Source organism: Paenibacillus sp. PAMC21692 (assembly GCF_014303795.1).
GTDB lineage: Bacteria > Bacillota > Bacilli > Paenibacillales > Paenibacillaceae > Pristimantibacillus > Pristimantibacillus agaridevorans.
The window spans coordinates 2,023,726-2,042,066 of sequence record NZ_CP060293.1 but is presented as its reverse complement, the minus strand read 5'-3'; the positions used below and the strand labels follow the sequence as shown (position 1 = coordinate 2,042,066).

Here is an 18,341-nt window from a genome sequence, read left to right as displayed (position 1 = left end):
CATTTAGCTCACCTCTTGTTCGGAGCCCGCCGGGCTCCGCAGATTGGGAATCCGAATTTCGACCTTTGTATATAAGCCCGGTTCGCTGTACAGTTTAATTCCGTATGGTTCGTCGAACGAACGTACGATTCTCTCGTGCACGTTGCGTACGCCCATGCCGCTGAATCGGGAGGACGCCGTCTTCGTCCCCTGCCCGCCCAGAAGCAGCTCCATCTGCTCCGAGGTCATTCCTTTTCCGTTGTCCGTCACTTCGATCATGAGATCGCGATGCTCCTCGTACACCCGGATCGTCACGAAGCCGCCCTGCTCCCGCGAACCGATGCCATGCAGAATCGCGTTCTCCACGATCGGCTGAAGCGTCAGCTTCAGCATCCGGCTATCCAGCAAGGACGGGTTCGCGATCTCCTCGTGAACGACGATCGGCTCCATATATTTGTATTTGACGATGGAAATGTAGCTTCTCACGTAGTCCAGCTCCTCCCGCACCGTCAAATATTCATTCGAGTTGCCCAGTACGCCCCTCATCAGATCGATCAGCGAGCCGGATACCTCCTCGATATTGGGCGCCCCGTTCAGCTTGGCCAAATATTTGATGGTGTTGAGCGAATTGTATAGAAAATGAGGGCGGATTTGCGCCTGAAGCGCCGTCAGCTCGGCCTCTCGCTTCTCTTTTTCGCTGACGCGAATCCCTTCGAGCAGCCGCTTAAGCTCCTCCACCATGCCGATGAAAACATGGTACAGTTGCCCCACTTCATCTTTGGTTTTAATCTCTTTTTTCGGAAACGTCAGATTGCCGTCCTTGACCAGCATCATCATGGCTTTCAATCGGCGAATATTGATCGTGATGCGGGACGAAACCTGCAAGGAGCCGATTAGAACGACGATAAGGACGATAACCGATACCTCCAGCATCAAGTTCCGCAGTTGGGTCGACTCGCTAAGCAGCGAGTCCAGCGGGATAAGCGCCAGCGTCGACCAGCCTGTATGGTCGGACTGCCGGCTGACCACGATAAAGGACCGGCCGTCGATCACCTTCTCCGCAACGTCGCCATTACCCGCGAATTCCCGCTTCAAATCTATAATCTTCTGGTCGGACGGAGCAAACGAAGGTGTCTGGTCGGGGCGGTACACGAATCCGTTTTGCTGGTCCAGCACGTACAGCATACTGTCGGCGGTCGGCTTAACGCCGTACGTCTTCCGGATGAAATCGTAACGCAGATCGACCATGACCACGCCGATCGTTTCGCGGTTGTAGCGAATCTTGCGCCCCACCGTAATCGTCTCCGCGACGCCCGTCTGCTTTAAATACGCATGGCGCGATCCATTGCGGAGCATGTATTCCATCGTCGGCGTTCCAAGGATCGTACTGTCCAGCCATGGTCCCCCGGAGAAAAACACCTTTCCGTTCAAGCCGACGACGGCGATCCGGGAAATGTAAGGTTTGTAGGTGATTAAGGACGACAAAAATTCCTCGATTCGCTTCTGCTCCTGAAACCATTCGTGGCTGATCTCCACCGACGGGCTGATCAACGTATCGATGACGGTGTTTTTGTTGATGACGACGACCATATTCAGCCGATCGATCTCCTCCAGCATGATGTTCAGGGATTCGTCCGCCTGGCGGATGCTGTCCGACACCGAGGTCACCGCGTTGGACTTGATCGTGTCGCGCATGTTGACGTACACGATGCCGGTTATGGAGAGAATGGTGAGCAGCGCGACGAGACTGAACGCGAGAAATATTTTCCCTTGAATGCTTAAGCTGGGCGATATCCATCGCCTGAGAGTGGACAGCTTCATTGCGGACAGCTCCTTTTCACGGAGTAATGCAATCGCTTACAATTTGATTTCGGTTGAATTTGCTAAGCTTGGGCTTTCCTTAAAGTTAGAGGAGATTGCTTGAAATATATTTTGAAAGCCCTCGTAAACGTATACAGGTTGGGATAGCCGAGCGACAGACCGATCTCCGTCACCGTGGCATCGGTATCGATCAAGAGCCGCCTGGCCTTCTCCATGCGGATCATCTGCAAGTACTTCATCGGCGGCATACCCGTCCGGGCCGTAAACACCTGGGTAAAATACGAACGGTGCACCCCCGCGAAATCCGCGACCTGCTGAACCGTAATGCCTTCCGAAGCGTGCAGCTCCATATACTCTTCGCATTCGCGGATCCAGCCCGCCAGCTCGATCTGTTGGTCCTGCTCCCGGGGCATCAGGGACGCCAACAACCCGCACAAGAGGCCTTGCAGTTCAAGCGCCGCGGCTGGGTGCCACCTTTGAACCCGCTCCATCGCTTCAATCGCGCGGTTAACGGCAGCCGATCCTTGCGGAGTTATAGCTTCCGCGCGGAAGGGCCTTTCCTCCGTAAGCCCCGCCAGCGCAAGCAGCGGCTTTGCCCGCTCGCCGTCCATGGCCAGCCAGCTCATCTCGAGCTCTCGATCCGCGGGAAGCATATCGTAAAAGTACGTACGCTCCGGGAATAGACAGAAGACGTCGCCCTTTCGCAGCTCGATCTGCCGGCGCTCATATTCCAGGCGAAGCCTGCCCTCCCTCACGAAGTGAAGACTGTAGCACTCGATTCTTTTGGGTCCGACTTTATAATGGGGCTTAGCCAGACATCTTCCCGCCCGAACGGGCCATAGACCGCCCGCCTTGTCGAGCTCGCCCGGCGTGTAATAAATAAAGTCCGCGTACTCGTAATCGTATTCCCGCACCTCCGACGCCACCTTTCATCGATATAACAAAATGACAATAATATCACCATTCTCTATTTCGCCATTAGTACGGTTAAAATAGGATAGAAACCTATAATATTACGAATTTTTAGATTCGTAAACCTAACATAATGATATTTCCGAATCGAGAAAAAGACACTTGCGTTGGAATTGCCGCCTTCGCAGCCGTTTACCCGCAAGTGCCTCTTCATTGGCCTTGATTATAATAGATTGCCCGAACTAGTCGATCTCGTTCCCAGAGCACCTGACTCTCGCTCGACAATCAACTCACATAACGGTTAATAACTTCAACTAATAAATCATTAAGCAGCTTAACCTCGTATTCGCCCGCCGCCGGCTCCAGATGATCGCCTCCGATCCCGCTGTCATCGGTCAGGAACAGATAAGTTCCTCCTGTCGCAACGGCCATGAACCGCAGCAAATACTCCGTATCCGCATTTACGCCGCTCGAAGCGACCGGAATGATGCGAATGCCTTTCTCCGAAGCATCTTCGATAAGCCTGTGCACCTCTTCGATGACTTGGGTATCCTCGTGCGGCGGAGCATCCAGCACCAGAAACAGCAAGCGCGCCCGGGCCTCCTCGCTCCAGTCGTGCTTATGAATACCATCCCTGAGCGCCTGGTCGACGGCTTCCGGATAATCGCCTCCGCCTCTCGCATTCTGCTCGCTGAACTGGTCGGTCACCTCATTTATATTCGTCGTAAACGGATAAGGCCTCGTAATATATTCGTCTCCTGCATCCCGGTAAAAGTTGGCGCTGACTCTGATCCCCAGTTGGTTGGCATGTTCGTCCGCCACCCGTTCCACGACGTCCTTAAGCTCAGCTTCCAAATAATCCAGCTCATCCTTCATCGAACCCGTCGTATCGACGACGAACATCAGATCAACCTTCTCGGACGGCTCCGTTCCCGGCACGCCAGACCCCAAATCCACCTTGACGCTGCCTTGTCGCGTTATGTCCAGCCCCTGCGTCGCTTTCTGTTCCTGTCCGAAGCTGACTTGAACATTGTAGGCATTGCTGGTCTTCAGATCGCGTTTCTCGTACAGCCCAGCATAGACATACGCGATGCCGTCCGTATTGGTCCTCGCCTGCCAGACCGCCTGGTTGTCGGATTGCAGGACGACCTCCGCATCGGATACGGCTCTGCCGTTAGCCGAGACAATCACCTCCAGCCGATGAAATTGCCAAAAACCCCAGAAGCGCTTGCTGCTGTCGCCCTCCTGGCTGTTAAGCAGATTATTGAAGCCTTCCCATGCCGCCAAGTCATCCCACTCTCCCGCGGTCAGCTGCCCAGCCTGAATCTTCTGTTTCGGATTGGAGTAAACTCCGTTGCGTTCAACTATTTCTTTTTTCGGCTCGGAAGAAGCGGGGCTCCTGTCCGATTCCCCTAAAGCCTCGCGAGGAGCGTTGCCGCTGTTCCCCTTTTCGGCAGACGCAGCGTTTGACGCGCCCTCCGTGCTTCGGCTGCCCGCGTTATTGTCCGCGCCGGAACACGCGCTCAAGACAATAACCATCGCAAGCAGCACTCCCGCCAGTCCATGCAGCCGCGATTGCCGCCCCTTTTTTGACCCCTTCGACGAATACGCCCTCTTCATTGCCACAACCCCCTTATGTATATATACTCCTCTAACGTCCAGGGATTGGCATATGTTGCTAGGACAGGCTATTATTCGCAAAACTTCCCACCCCGTCTACGCCCCATTGTACTCGCTTTTTCATACACATTTGCTCGTCCACGCCCGTCAGGGCTACCTTGAGCGCTGCAGCGCGAGAACGTGTGCTGCCATCCTAAATTATCGTCACCATCCCGAGTACTCCTCGCGCGAATCATGCTGAAATTGATCATGTACTCCTCGAAATACATCATCGCTTGGTTTGCCATTCCCGTACTATTCTTGTGATGTAAACGGATTCAAATTGTTCGAGAGGAGGGGGAAGATTAAACGCGGTCCGCAAAGCCCGCACTCGAGACTGCTACTCGCAGCATGAACCGGCAGCCTACTATACCTATCAAAATGGAGGTTAGTTTATGTCACTCGTCAAAACGTTCGCCCGATCCAAAGCAAAAAAACTCGCCGCGCTCTGTTTGGGCGTCGCGCTTGTCCTTCCCGGCATCTCCGCGGCACCGGCAAGCGTAGCCGCTGCCGTCGCTCCGCTCCCTGGTCCGAGCAACCCGCTCCTATACGACGATTTCTCCGGTGGCGGAGTCTTTACGAAAAATTGGATGAACTGGTGGAACCAGGACGGCGGTACCGGCACCTTCACGAAAGCAACGGAGGATTCCCGCACCATCGGCAAATTCGCGCAGACTCCTGCTGCGGCTAATTCCTGGGCCAAATTCCAGCCCTGGAACGAGACGGTAGACGTTAGAGGTTACCGCTACCTCAACTTCCCGCTCAAGAACCCGGGGTATCCCGACGCGCGCCTGCGTATCGTCATCAATGACGGAACCCGCAATTATACGCTTGCGAACTGGGTGCCGGTAGACAGCGATTGGACGGTCAGCCAATTCGATCTGGACTCCCTCTCCCCTGCTATTAACAAAAAGAACATCAAGTTCGAAATCTGGCTTAGACAAGCAAACGGCGCTTACGGAGAAATTTGGATGGATGATATCGTCGCCACGACAGGCTCCAGCGGCAGCGCTCCAGTTTTGTCGGCGACGGGCTTAACCTCTAATGCCGGAAGCATTCATAATCAGAACACGCTGTACCAGTTCACCGCTACCTATACGGACGCGGATAACGAGAAACCTTACGCGATGCAGGTCGTCATCGACGATACGGCCTACGATCTTAGGGAAACCGACACCTCCGACACGACGTACAGCGACGGCAAAAGCTACTTCCATCTCACCAAGCTGCCCGTCGGCAGCCATACTTACTACTTCCGCGCAGCGGATCTCACCTCCGACGGAGCATCTACGACCTTGCAGACGGGTCCTACCGTCGTCTATTCCGACCAGACGGTCGATGTCGTCGTCAGCCAAGCAGGCTACAGCGCGAACGACGTCAAAAATGCGATGGTCGTATCCAGCCAGCCGCTGACGGATCTTTCCTATCAGGTGTTGAACGGCTCAACCCCCGTTTCGAGCGGTACCCTGGTCTACAAAGGCATTACTTGGGACAAGCATGTCTATAGCATCGACTTCACTTCAGTAAACGCGCTCGGCAGCCAATATTCCATTAAAAGCAACGGCATCACGTCGTTCCCGTTCACGATCGAAAGCAACGTCTGGGATAACTACAAGGACGAAATGACCGCCTTCTATCGTCTCCTTCGGGCGAGCGTGGCCACAGTCGACGTCTACCCGCCGGGTTACAGCAGCGTTGCTCCTTCGGCGAAGCTCTATCACGGGGCCGGCCACTTGGACGACGGCGCATCGCCAGACGGCTTGACGCATTACGATCTGACCGGCGGCTGGTACGATGCCGGCGATTACGGCAAGTATGGCGGCAATCAGTGGGTTGGAACCCAGATCGCGCTTGCTTACATCCGTCACAAGGATGCCGACAGCGTGAAGTTCGACAACGACAATAACGGCATTCCCGACCTCATCGACGAAGCCATCTGGGGGAGCGAATACGTCATCAAGTTCGCCAACCAGCTTGGAGGAGCTATGTACAACCTCAAGAACAATGCTTCCTTCGTTCATCCGGAGAAAGCGACGGACAATATCCCAGGCACAGCCGACGATCGCAAAATTACCGACTACGGCGTCGGAGGGTCCGCGAAAGCGGCCGGTACGCTTGCCGCGACGGCCCGCGCGATTCGTATCGCTATCGCCGAAGGGGACATCGATCCTTCCAGGACGGCAGAACTGACCGCATTCGCCGCGGAAAGCCAGGCGGCAGCGGAAGTATTCTACCAATATGTGCTGGATCATTACAACGACCCGCTCGGCTCTTATTCCACGAGAGGCGGCATCGATAACTCCATGCTGCTTGCCGATGTGGAGATGTATTTGCTTACGAACGACAATGATTATAAGAATGCTGCCACTGCCAAAATCAATGTGCTCACGCCGAGCGATTTGTACACGACAAACTACTGGGATATGCGTCCGATGTCGCTCGCCGAATTTTATCCCGCTGCGGATCCGGTTACGCAAGCCCATATCCACGATCTGCTGAAGCAGCAAGTTGATTACTTCCTGTCTTCCGCTGACGATACGCCTTACGGCGTGTTCAACCAGTTCAAAAACTTCGGCGTCAACGAACCGCATGCCTCCTATTTGGGCGACCTGCTCCGCTATTACGAGCTCTTTCAGGATCCAGCCGCGTTAAACGGCGTTCTAAAGGGCATATACTGGATCTTCGGCGAGAATCCCTGGAATATCAGCTGGGTATCCGGCATCGGCAGCGATTATGTCGATTTCCCGCACACCCGCTTCGACGAGGAATCCAACACGCCGGAGGGCAGAGGCAACGTTTTCCCTGGCGCAATGGTCAGTGGACCAAATATGAAGGATACCAAGGACAAGAATAGCGTCAGCCCCTGGTACCAGGATCGATCGCTGCATCAGGACGATACGAATCAATGGCGCTATAACGAGTTCAGCATCAGTATTCAAGCCGGTCTTCTGTATACGATCATGGGCCTGAGCGCGATGGAAAGCAACAGCATCCCGCCGGGCGAACGACCGCAGGAGCTGCCGATTCTATCGCCGATCATCGGCGACTATGTCCGCGGCAATGTTACCGTCTTCGCCGATCCCGCAAATGGATTCAACAATCCGCAATACTCGGTGCCTGCTGCCGGCTGGCAGCCGATATCCGCATCGGGCGAAGCATACGCCGGCACGGTCGACGAGACCGCGGCTGCACCATATACCAATCGTCGGATCGATGTGCGGGCGGTGGACGCAAACGGCAACAATTCCTACAGCTCCACCCACTACACGGTCGCGCCTCCTCTCCCGGATCCTTCGACGCCTTTGCTATACGATGACATGGGAGGCGGCGGCTTGTGGGGCTCGAGGGGCGGCAACAACCACTGGGTAAACTGGTATACGCAAAATGGCGGCTCGGCTACGTTTGCCAAGACAACGGTGGACGGGCGTTCCGTAGGCAAATTCACTCAAACGCCAGGCTCCGCGACATCGAATGCCAAGTTCCAGCCTTGGCATGATTTCGTGGACCTGTCAGGCTATCAATATTTGAACTTCGGCATCAAAAATCCGGGTTACCCGGACCTGCGCATGAAGATCGAGCTAAACGACGGCACGCGCACGTTCAACCTGACTGGCGGCTGGGCCAGCGTACCGACCTCCTGGACTGATCTGCAGGTCAATCTCGACGGCTTGGCAACCACCGTAAACAAGAAAGCCGCAACGTTGTCCATCTGGCTCAACCAAACGACCGGAACGTACGGCGAACTTCTCATCGACGAAATCAAGGCAACGAATGTCAACAGCGGCAGCGCTCCTGCGTTAACCGGAGGCGGCGTCAGCGCGGCAGCCGGGGATTCGACGACGGATTTCACGTTCGACGTGACGTACACGGATGCCGACAATCAAGCCCCGTTCGCCATGGAGCTCGTGCTTGACGGCGTCATTCATAAGATGACGGCAGCCGACCAAAGCGACAACAACTATGCCGACGGCAAAGCTTATACCTACACGACGAAGCTCCCGATCGGAGTCCACTCGTATTACTTCCATACGACCGATACGAAGACGAATGCCGTCAGCACGGCCGTTCTGTCGGGGCCGACAGTCGCGGACGCACCGCTTCCCCTGTTCGCCGACGACTTCGGCGACGGAGTTGCGGACGGTTGGACGTCGACCAGCGGCACGTGGACCGTCGTCGGCAACGAATACAACGGTCAAGCAGGCTCCGGCTCAAGCTACTCGGTCGCAGGCGATCCGACTTGGAGCGACTATGTCTTTCAAGCGAAGGTCAACGTGACGAACAATGTCAGCGGCAACAAGGACGCGGGTCTCGTTTTCCGCTATACCGACGCCAACAACACTTACGTGCTGCTGCTCAAAAACAACGACAAAGCCGGCCGCAAGATGGAGCTCGTCAAGGTCGCGGGCGGTGCCAAAACCGTGCTGGACTTCTCCAATCCCAGCATTGCCCCGGATACCTTCTACACCTACAAAATCGTCGCGAACGGCGATTCCATCGAGGTGTACAAGGACGATGTCCTGGAGCTCAGCGCCACGGACAACTCGTTCTCCAGCGGCAAAATCGGCGCGCGCGCCTATGCCAACACGAAGGCGATCTATGATGACATTATCGTGACTGCGCCATAATCCGATTTGGTCAGCCAGAAACTTCTGGCTGGCCTTTTTCTACCATGATGACAACGCCATCGAATACTTGCTGCCAGCTTCGTATAGCTCCGCACCTCATAGGAAATAATGGAAGAAAACGTCGAATCGTCGGGAAAGGTGTTGAAGGATGGGCTACGAATCAGGCGGCATGGCGCATGACGGCCAAAGCACGACAAACGGCATGACTCAGAAGCAGAACAAATCGGCAGACCGTGCGGCTCGTCCGCTCTCGCCATCGCTGGACGCGAATCTCAAGGAATTGGAAGACACGTTCGCGGGAGATTCGGACATTATTTTCCAACATTGGAGCTTCGGTCCCGACTACAGTGAACGCGCCTGCTCTATCTACTTCTGCTCCCTCGTGCAGGAGGACAACGTCAACTATATGAAACATTCGCTACAGGATCTCGAGACCCATGAGGTAGGGCCGGGTAAAGATATTACGATGGAGGAGCTGCGAAATTTCTTCGAGCGCAGCGGCGTCTCCGCCAAGAAGGCGACAGTCGTTAAAGACATGTTCGCGGTGGAGGAAGAAATCCTGAACGGCCGGCTTGTCATTCTATTCGACGAATGGAGCAAGGCGCTCAGCTTTAAAGCGGAGTCCGTCGAGACCCGACAGGTCAACGAGCCCGTCAATGAATCCGTCGTCATCGGCCCCCGCGAGAGCACCGTCGAAAATTTGCAAAAAAACCTCGGCCTCATCCGTCTCCGGCTGAAGACGACGAAGCTCAAAATTAGGATGGTCCGGGGCGGAGGCGAGACGAACACTTCCATTGCTTACGGCTATATCGAAGGAAGGGTCGACGACGAGCTGCTGCAGGAATTTCAGCGAAGAATCGCGGACGTCGACAAGCTGGAAATTTTGGAGACCACCTATATCGAGCAATTGATCGAGGATTCCAGCTACTCTCCTTTCCCCCAGCACCGGTATACGGAGCGAACGGATATGGCGGCGGCCGCGCTTCTGGACGGCAAGATTATCGTTCTGGTGCAAGGAACGGGCGGCATTATGTTATGTCCGGGAAAATTCACGGAATTTTTCCAATCCAGCGAAGATTATTACCAGCGGACGCTAATCTCTACCATGGTGCGCTGGCTCCGTATTATCGCCTTTGTGATCGCGCTTACGCTGCCCAGCATCTATATTGCCTTGTCCACCTTTCACCCGGAGCTTATACCTACCGTATTGCTGCTTGCGATTTTGAACGCTCGGGAAGGCATTCCGCTTCCGGCGTTTTTCGAGGCGCTGCTAATGGAGTTTTTTTTCGAGCTCATGAGGGAGGCCGGCGTTCGGTTGCCCCGGCCGGTTGGGTCGGCAGTCAGTATCGTCGGCGCGCTTGTCATCGGCGAAGCGGCCATCAGCGCGGGGATCGCTTCGCCTATCATGGTCATTGTCGTTGCTTTAACCGGCATCGCTTCGTTCTCCCTGCCTCAGTACGGCATGGCAATCTCTTTGCGCATATTACGTTTTCCGCTTATGGCAAGCGCGGCCTTGCTGGGCGGATTCGGCATGATGATCTGTCTGCTGTTTATCCTGCTCCATCTCTGCAAGCTGCGATCGCTTGGACAGCCGTACATGGCTTCGTTGATGCCTCTTCGCTTAAGCGATCTCAAGGACGTGCTGCTGCGCATCCCGCTCAAGAAGCTGCTCCGCCAACCTCGCAATTTGTATAAGCAATAACTACCTTCCGGTCAATGCGCCCGCGGCGGAAGCCCGTATTGGAGATGAACGAAGTTGATAGAAGATAGAACCTCCCTGCTGCGCCGGCTGGCCCAACGACTGCGCTCCCGGATCCGCAAGGTGTTGACGCTGATGCTCGCGGCCGCCATGCTTGTCTTGCCTACAGGCTGCTGGAGCAAATATGAGCTGACGGAAAGGGCATTCGTCATGGGTGTGGCGCTCGACCTTCGCGACGATGGCAAGCTGGATATGCTGACGCAAGTCTATCGGCCTTCCTCGTCGGAAATCGGCAAGTCGACGTCCACGATCGTAGGCTCCAGCGTTAACATCCGGACATCGGACGATACCGTTATGGAGGCGATCCGCGACATTCCGATCCACTTGGGAAGGAAGGCTCAGTGGAGCCATATGCGCGTCATTATCGTAGGGGAGAAGCTTGCCAGAAGCCTTAATCTGGTCCAGACGCTGGATCTGTTCTATCGCGACCATGAGCCGCGGAACAGCGTCTCCCTCATGATCGCGAAGGGAAAGGCTGCACATCTGTTCGAGAAAACGCCGCTTATCGAACAGACGAGTTCGCAGCAATTTTTAAGGACGAGCGAATCGTCGTACCGCAACGCCGCGAAGACGCTGGATACGACCTTGCTGGATCTGATCCGCCGGATGAAGAGCGTGCAGAAGGACATGGCCGTCGCTTACGTTTACGAAGAGGGCAAAACCTCGCAATTTTTTTCCGCCGCAGGTCTCGCCCTGCTTCAAGACGGCATGATGAAGGACGTACTCCCCGCAAGCAAAGTGGAGGGCTTCCTGATGTTAAGCGGCGATTACAAATCGGGCGCCGTCGAAATCCACTGCCCCGGCTCCAAGACGGAGCTCGAGACGGCGGAGGTACTCTCGCTCCATTCCAACATAAAACCCGTGGTGAAAGGAGACGATGTCCGTCTTGTTCTTCGCATCGAAGGCGATATTACAATCAATGAATTGAAATGCTCGAAAATTAGCACAGCCGAGGAAGAAGCCATATTTGTAAGCGCCGTTGAGGAACGGATCAAGGAGCAGGCAGCGGGCGCCCTTTCCTTTCTGCAGAAGCGGCAAATCGATGCGATCGGCTTGGGCAATCGCGTCTACAGGACTCATCCGCAAGCCTGGTCTCGCATGAAAGCTGATTGGGGCACCCGCTTCGCCGCTATGCCTTACGACATTTACGTGAGAATGCGGCTGGTTTCAGGCGGCACAATACGGAGCAAAACCATGTCTTGACCATGTCAAGAAAGTCGAAGTCGGGGGAGGGGGAACGAGGATGTGGGAAAGATGCCTTGTAATCGCGATTGCATTTGGCGGCGTACTTCTATTCGACGGCTTCGCGCTTAGGGGAAAGCTGACCGCGCGCGACAAGATCGTCTACGGATCAATCGTCCTCATCACGCTTTATGGAGCAATCGACTTCGCCATGAACCAGGATTGGCCGGATTATCTGGATCTCGCCAACATTCCGTTCGGCAAGGCAGCGAAAACCATGGAGCAGCTGCTACAGACCGATTGGGAGCGCTAGTCAGAACTGCACGGAGCTAATCACGAGGAAGGGAGGAAGGGAGGATCGCCATGGACAAGGAACAGATCAACCATATTCAGCTGGGCGTGCTTTTCTTCGTATTTATGACCGGTTCCTCCATTATCAACGTCCCGGGCCCGCTCATCGGCAAGGCAGGCAACGGCGCCTGGATCTCGCTCATCCTGTCCGGCGCAGCCGGCTTCGCCGTGCTGGCCATGCTGTTGTATTTGGCCAAGAGGTTTCCGGATCTGACCTATGTGGATTATAGCCGCAAGCTGATCGGCAATGTGCCCGCCACGGTGCTGGGTCTTCTGTCGCTTACCTTCATGCTTCAGATGCTGTCGGCTATGGTCATGGACGTCGCCCTCTTTATGGTGAGCTCCATGCTGAGGGAGACGCCGATCTATATCTTCACCTCCCTGACCTTGCTTATCGCGGCGCTTACCGCCAGGGCAGGCATCGAAGTGATGGCACGCATGTTTATGTTCATCGTGATCATCACCGCCCTCTTCCTGCTCTCAACGCTCTTGCTCTCCATTCCGGAGTACATGCCGCAGCATCTGCTTCCGATTCTCCCAAAGGGGGTCAGGCCCGTGCTGCACGGCGCTTACTTCTCCTTCGGCTTCCCATTCGCAGAAGTGTTCGTGTTCGGCATGCTGATCCCTTTCGTGGCTCCCAAGAACAGAGGGCGTATACCCGTTACGTTATCCATCGCGTTAATCTTTAACCTGGTTACCTTATCGGCGGCAACGGTTGGCGGAATTATGGCGTTCGGTCCCTTTGCAGGCGAGATTCCATACGTCCTCTACTCGATGGCCCGGCTCGTGGAATTCCAGGAGATCATTCAGCGTATCGAATCCATCATCGGCATGTCCCTCATCCTGGGCTCCTATATGAAAACGACTATTACACTCTACGCCATCTCCCTGTTTGTAGGACGCCTCTTCAGACTCCAGGACAGCTCCGTCATCGTCATGCCGCTGGCCCTGCTCAGCTTCATAACGGGCATGGTCACGTACGACGGCCCATCCGGCTGGGGAGCCATCGTCACCTCCGTTCACCCTATCTGGGCCGCTGCGGTATGCATCATTCCGCTGATGCTGCTGACAATTATGGCGGTTGTTCGGAAGAAGGCGGGGTAAAGCCGGTGCCGGGATTCCCGGAAGACCGCCGAATCTTACCAGCAACCTCATAAAGGTTGATCGCCTCGTAACCTACCGAACCTACCGCATATCGCTCAGTACCCAAGGCCCTTTTACGACAAACTGCGGCTCCCCGATGTAGAAGGTGATTTCCTTCTGGCCAGGCTTCACGGTCAGCCATTCTGTGATGGCACCCGTCGCCCCGTTTAGTTCGGAAGAGTACGACATCGCGCTTTGGCCTCTCTTCCCGTACAGACGATAATGTTGCAGCGTTCTCGGTTGTTCCGGATCAAAATGAGTATCCACTTCGACGCGCACGCTCTCCGCATTAACGCGCTCTATGCTCCTAAAATCGATCGTGAACCCCAAGATTTGGCTGGTTACATTAATTTCTTTCGTGCCTTCCGTCGGTACCGGCAGGGTCACTTTAACCTGCTTCGCATCGGGGTCGATAACTCGAATAGCGGGAATCACCACCTGATAATACTTTGATCCAATAGAGTCATCAAATAGCAGCTCTCCCGGCTTGATGAAACCTTTTTCCTCTTTTAACTCCAGCTCACGCCCTTGATCATCCGTTAGCTTGAGCTGCAAGCCTTCTGCAATCGAACTTTTGCCGTATGAATCCACTCTCTGGCGGCCAGACAATTGCGTAAGCAGATTTATTTTATTAGTTCCCCCATCTAGCGGAGTCACGATACCAGTAACTGTTATACCGTTCTTGCTGTCACTTGAGCCAAATCCCGCCAACTCTTCAGAAGTAGCCGCCTTCGACAGCGGAATCGGGCCGATGAGTGTATTTCCGAACCGAATACTAACTATTCCGAGCCCGTTGTCCGGGATGTTTCCTTCATAGTAGTATATGGACTGCCATGGACCGTTGCCCCCCCATGCTGCGCTGCCTTGTTTAAATACGAACTCCCCTTGCTCCGTCACCAGCACGAGGTTTTTCACCTCCGTAGCGGCAACATGATTCCCGCCTAGGGAAATTTGCGAAATGGATGGCTCGATGAGCACGCCCTCCACCGTAATTCTGCCATATTCCCCGATCGAGTCTATCGGTTTAGGCAGCACGTACGCGATGTGCTCCGAATCTTCGCTTGGCTGCACGAAGCCGAAGCCCGGGATGAACTGCAGCACTTTCTGCATTTCGGCTAGCGCCCCGGGCGAAAGGGAAATAAAAGCCGTACCCAGAATAATAATTGCGCAGACGGCAGCAATCCATTTCCGTCGTACTGGATTTCTGCGTGACTTTGCTTCTGTTAAACGTTTCTCGCCAACCATCTCCATACCCAATTGACTAAAAGTACGTTTCCGGATTCGCTCCCATGCGGCAGCATCTACTGCCTCCTCCTGGCATAGCTCAATCTCTCCTACTTCGTCCAGCTCCTGATGATCCATCCACGAGAATATTTCTTTTTCGTCCTTCTGAGTCATTTCCTTATTCCGCCCTCCTTTCGCCAAGCTTAACTTTAAACCATTTCCGAAGCCTGTACAGGCGACTCTCCACCGCTTTCACGGTCAGATTGAGTCCCTGCGAGATTTGTTCAATGGATTCGTAGAAAAAATATCGCCGGTAGAACAAGCTCTTATCCGGTTCAGGTAGAGCATTGACCAGTGCAAGCAGCTCCGCGGATGCTTCTTTGGTTATCACGTTCTCTTCAACGCTCGCCCCAGCAGCAGCAGCAGCATGCCCGTCGAACGACTGCATGACTTGGTGTCTTAACAGTTTCCTCCGAGCATCGAGAGCGGCATATTTGGCTAAAATCAGAAGCCAGGTCCTTAACGTTCCTTTCGTCATATCGTATTCATCAATTCGTTTCCAAGCCGCTAGAAACACGTCGCTGACGCATTCCTCCACATCCTCCGTCCTGCCCGCGCCTGCAAGAATCCGTCTTACAAGACCGTAAACTAAATTCCCGTATTTCTCCATCAAACTTTCAAGCCCCGATGGCAGACGGTGGCGCAAGGCATCTACCAGTTGTTGCTCCTCCCCGCTCATAACCTCTCCCTTTCAAGTCTTGTTAAGCTCCTATATCTATAACTACGTCACCGGATTCCGGAATCCCTCAACCTCAAAAAAATAAAAGACCGGATAATGAACTCCGATCCCTTACGTCCCACCCTTCATCCGTGCCCTCCAGGCCTTCGGCGGCAATCCCGTATATTTTTTGAAGCTTTTGCTAAAATGGAATTCGTCCGCGTAACCGCAGCTTTCCGCGATCTCCTTCATCGTGCTGTCTGCGTACAGCAGCTGCTTCTTGGCGTGCTCGGCCCGAAGAACGCTTAGATAGTCCTTCGGACTGCGCTCCAGATGACGCTGAAACAGATTGCGAAGATGCGAATCCGATATGCCGCAGCTTCTCGCCAGCTCGCTGAGTTTAACCTGGCCGGCATACCCTCGGTCGATGGCCTGCTTGGCACGCTCGAACGCATCGGCGGATTGCGCGCTTCCCGTCTGCGCTTCTCTCATCCGGCGCCTAATCGCGCTGATGAGCCGAAACAATGCTCCTTTGGTCATCAACTCGCCATCCGCCTGTCCCGGCACCCAACCCGCCTCTATCTCCCCGAACAGCTTGTCGAATTCATGCGCCGCTTCTCCTTGGGCCTCCAGAAGGAAAGGCAACGGCAGCGCCTCCTCGACCTTCCGCCAACTTCCGGCGTCCCCTCCTCCTTGCATCGCGGATATCAGCACCATCGTAATTTGCAGGGGATGACGTTCATCCGTCTCCATGGCGAGTTCCATCCCGGGATGCATATACAACAGCATTCCTGCACGTACGACGAATTCGTTTTCTCCCCGGAACACGCCGCGTCCTTCCCTAATCCAATAGAACGTATGCGCCGACCGATTCTGCCGAATGTCGCGCCAACCTGGATAAGTCCTCTTGTCCATCACCAAATGGACGTGCAAGTGCAGCTGCCGAAGCAACTCCTCCATGGCATAACCTCCCGCCGCAATCGACATTGCCCTTGCCGATCGTCATTCGTATGATAAAGAGCATAATCTCACGAATCGATTTTGACAAGTATGCGCGCGGTATTACCATGTTTATCTTGGCATCATCATGTTAAAATCAGCGTGATTATGACAAAGGGGAGGAATCCTGATGACGCTTAGGCCGATCGATTATATGCCATGGATGGCCAAGACGGAAGAAGAACGGCAGACCCAACAAACTTTGCAGGACAATCTGGAAGCACGATTTGAAGGCAAGTTCGGTAGCAACTGCTTTGTGTCTGCGGAATCGTTGTTCTATCCGGATTCATTTCGCATTGGCGATCGCAGTTACATTGCGGGCGGAGCGATCGTACGCAATACGCATCTTATCATGGGAAAAGATTGCTCCATTAACGCTTACGCAGTCGTCTCCGGTCGCATCACTATCGGCGACGGCGTACGGATCGCATCGCATGTCAGCTTGTACGGCTTCAATCATGGTTATGCCTCGACGGAGATCCCGATCTTTCAACAGCCTCATACTTCGCTTGGCATTGTGATCGGAGATGATGTATGGATTGGCGCTGGCGCAGTTATATTGGACGGCGTACGGATCGGCTCTCATGTCATCGTGGCCGCGGGAGCCATCGTTACCAAGGATGTTCCCGACTACGCCATTGTCGGCGGCAACCCTGCCAAAGTCCTTCGCAGCAGGCTGGGAAGCGACAGCCCTGTTGCTTCGATATCGGACTCTCTATCTCGCAGCGGGGCAACGACAACTGAGACCTCGAACCACGATTTGGTTGCCGCAGGCGGCGAGGCCGTCGACAGCCGAATCGGAGCGTTTTTACCCCGGCTTGCCTCGTCGTCGGACGCAAACGATCGCGGCAAAGGGAGAGACGCGCTTGCGACACGCCTAAACAAATTCGGCGCCGGCGTTGCCGGACAACTCCCGGATCTGCTTCAATATTATGAAGAAACCGATGAAGACGAACGGTATTTCCGGGACCGCCCGGGCTTCAAACGAACCGTTCGCGCCTATTGCGACGCAGTAGAAATAGCCGCGATGTTCGGCGATCTGCCTCCCGGCTGGTCGCGAGAAGAGCTGGTCGCGAAGCTTGGCGGCTTCCAGGATGCGGCAACGGGTCTTCTGCCGGATCCATGGTCTCCCCCAGACGCAGAGACGTACAATCCGTCTCTGCTTACGGATCACCTCTCCCGCTACCATCTGCTCGCCGTCGGATATGCGCTGGAGGTGCTGGGCTTGGCGCTTCCGCATGCCGTCCAAGTCGTAGAGAGGATGGATACGCCGGCGTTGTACGGGAAGCTGGAATCCCTGCCATGGACGGACAACGCTTGGGGCTGCGGCGATTGGATCGACTGTTACGCGACGGGGCTGTACCATAACCTTAAGCACTTCGGCTCCTCCAAGCGGCCCGACGACCTGTTCGGCTGGCTGCACACACATGCGAATCGCTTGACGGGGTTATGGGGCGATCCGACGGAAGCCGACGGGTGGCTGCAGCCCGTCAACGGCTTCTACCGTCTGACCCGCGCCACGTATGCGCAGTTCGGCATGCCGCTTCCTTATCCGGAAACGGCCATCGACACCGTTCTTGCCCACAGCCGCAACGCGAAGTTTTTCCGCGAGGACCGGCTTAACGCCTGCAACGTGCTGGACGTCATCCATCCGCTGTGGCTGTGCATGAGGCAAACCGATTATCGCCGCGACGAAATCGTCGCCTGGGCGGAGCGCCACATCGAGATCGTCCTGCGCGGCTGGGTGCCGAACCGCGGCTTCGCTTTCGTCCTGAGCGAACGCGAGTCCACGGGCTTGCAAGGGACGGAGATGTGGCTCAGCATCCTCTACTTGCTCGCCGACGCGTGCGGCCTCAGCTCTGCGCTCGGCTACGAGCCGAAGGGCGTGCATCGGCTGGAGCCGGCTTGGCGGTTGTAAAAATGAAACAAGGCGAAATGGCAACGGTCCTTTGGCCGGGAGGTGCGTTTC

Annotated in this window: 12 protein-coding genes; 6 read left to right on the top strand and 6 right to left on the bottom strand. The window is 55.1% G+C overall.

The window, feature by feature from the left end; genetic code table 11:
* Positions 1-3: 3 nt before the first annotated feature.
* The 3 genes from H7F31_RS08155 to H7F31_RS08145 all read right to left on the bottom strand — a co-directional run bounded on the left by H7F31_RS08155 (position 4) and on the right by H7F31_RS08145 (position 4,332).
* On the bottom strand, positions 4-1,800 hold the full coding sequence (locus H7F31_RS08155) for a cache domain-containing sensor histidine kinase (RefSeq protein WP_187103732.1): 1,797 nt from the start codon (positions 1,798-1,800) through the stop codon (positions 4-6).
* 62 nt (positions 1,801-1,862) lie between these two features.
* The gene (locus H7F31_RS08150) at positions 1,863-2,714 is read right to left on the bottom strand and encodes a helix-turn-helix transcriptional regulator (protein WP_187103731.1); all 852 of its coding nucleotides are present in this window, start codon (positions 2,712-2,714) and stop codon (positions 1,863-1,865) included.
* 283 nt (positions 2,715-2,997) lie between these two features.
* On the bottom strand, positions 2,998-4,332 hold the full coding sequence (locus tag H7F31_RS08145) for a vWA domain-containing protein (RefSeq protein WP_187103730.1): 1,335 nt from the start codon (positions 4,330-4,332) through the stop codon (positions 2,998-3,000).
* 434 nt (positions 4,333-4,766) lie between these two features.
* Between H7F31_RS08145 and H7F31_RS08140 the strand changes: the two genes are divergently transcribed.
* The 5 genes from H7F31_RS08140 to H7F31_RS08120 all read left to right on the top strand — a co-directional run bounded on the left by H7F31_RS08140 (position 4,767) and on the right by H7F31_RS08120 (position 13,392).
* The gene (locus H7F31_RS08140) at positions 4,767-8,996 is read left to right on the top strand and encodes a glycoside hydrolase family 9 protein (protein WP_187103729.1); all 4,230 of its coding nucleotides are present in this window, start codon (positions 4,767-4,769) and stop codon (positions 8,994-8,996) included.
* Positions 8,997-9,144: 148 nt separating this feature from the next.
* Positions 9,145-10,698, top strand: coding sequence for a spore germination protein (locus tag H7F31_RS08135; protein ID WP_261800344.1), 1,554 nt, complete (start codon positions 9,145-9,147; stop codon positions 10,696-10,698).
* 54 nt (positions 10,699-10,752) lie between these two features.
* Entirely contained in the window at positions 10,753-11,958 is a 1,206-nt protein-coding gene (locus H7F31_RS08130; RefSeq protein ID WP_187103728.1) for a Ger(x)C family spore germination protein, read from the top strand.
* A gap of 40 nt (positions 11,959-11,998) precedes the next feature.
* The gene (locus H7F31_RS08125) at positions 11,999-12,250 is read left to right on the top strand and encodes a hypothetical protein (RefSeq protein WP_187103727.1); all 252 of its coding nucleotides are present in this window, start codon (positions 11,999-12,001) and stop codon (positions 12,248-12,250) included.
* A gap of 50 nt (positions 12,251-12,300) precedes the next feature.
* Complete coding sequence (locus H7F31_RS08120) at positions 12,301-13,392, top strand: GerAB/ArcD/ProY family transporter (RefSeq protein WP_187103726.1); 1,092 nt, start codon at positions 12,301-12,303, stop codon at positions 13,390-13,392.
* 81 nt (positions 13,393-13,473) lie between these two features.
* Here H7F31_RS08120 and H7F31_RS08115 read toward each other — a convergent pair whose 3' ends face one another.
* The 3 genes from H7F31_RS08115 to H7F31_RS08105 all read right to left on the bottom strand — a co-directional run bounded on the left by H7F31_RS08115 (position 13,474) and on the right by H7F31_RS08105 (position 16,333).
* Positions 13,474-14,829, bottom strand: a complete 1,356-nt coding sequence (locus tag H7F31_RS08115; protein WP_187103725.1) for a hypothetical protein — start codon at positions 14,827-14,829, stop codon at positions 13,474-13,476.
* A 4-nt stretch (positions 14,830-14,833) separates the two neighbouring features.
* A complete protein-coding gene (locus H7F31_RS08110) occupies positions 14,834-15,394 on the bottom strand; it encodes a sigma-70 family RNA polymerase sigma factor (protein WP_187103724.1) in 561 nt (186 codons plus the stop codon).
* Between the two features lie 111 nt (positions 15,395-15,505).
* Positions 15,506-16,333, bottom strand: coding sequence for a helix-turn-helix transcriptional regulator (locus tag H7F31_RS08105; protein ID WP_187103723.1), 828 nt, complete (start codon positions 16,331-16,333; stop codon positions 15,506-15,508).
* 169 nt (positions 16,334-16,502) lie between these two features.
* On the opposite strand from H7F31_RS08105, the gene H7F31_RS08100 reads away from it, so the two are divergent.
* Positions 16,503-18,290: an acyltransferase gene (locus tag H7F31_RS08100; protein WP_187103722.1), complete on the top strand. Its 1,788-nt coding sequence runs from the start codon at positions 16,503-16,505 to the stop codon at positions 18,288-18,290.
* Positions 18,291-18,341: the final 51 nt, after the last annotated feature.

Bases quoted from the DNA above. Each gene is read 5' to 3' on its own strand.
- H7F31_RS08105 (WP_187103723.1), bottom strand. From the start codon at position 16,333: ATGGAGGAGTTGCTTCGGCAGCTGCACTTGCACGTCCATTTGGTGATG.
- H7F31_RS08120 (WP_187103726.1), top strand. From the start codon at position 12,301: ATGGACAAGGAACAGATCAACCATATTCAGCTGGGCGTGCTTTTCTTC.
- H7F31_RS08155 (WP_187103732.1), bottom strand. From the start codon at position 1,800: ATGAAGCTGTCCACTCTCAGGCGATGGATATCGCCCAGCTTAAGCATT.
- H7F31_RS08140 (WP_187103729.1), top strand. From the start codon at position 4,767: ATGTCACTCGTCAAAACGTTCGCCCGATCCAAAGCAAAAAAACTCGCC.
- H7F31_RS08115 (WP_187103725.1), bottom strand. From the start codon at position 14,829: ATGACTCAGAAGGACGAAAAAGAAATATTCTCGTGGATGGATCATCAG.
- H7F31_RS08100 (WP_187103722.1), top strand. From the start codon at position 16,503: ATGACGCTTAGGCCGATCGATTATATGCCATGGATGGCCAAGACGGAA.
- H7F31_RS08145 (WP_187103730.1), bottom strand. From the start codon at position 4,332: ATGAAGAGGGCGTATTCGTCGAAGGGGTCAAAAAAGGGGCGGCAATCG.
- H7F31_RS08110 (WP_187103724.1), bottom strand. From the start codon at position 15,394: ATGAGCGGGGAGGAGCAACAACTGGTAGATGCCTTGCGCCACCGTCTG.
- H7F31_RS08125 (WP_187103727.1), top strand. From the start codon at position 11,999: ATGTGGGAAAGATGCCTTGTAATCGCGATTGCATTTGGCGGCGTACTT.
- H7F31_RS08135 (WP_261800344.1), top strand. From the start codon at position 9,145: ATGGGCTACGAATCAGGCGGCATGGCGCATGACGGCCAAAGCACGACA.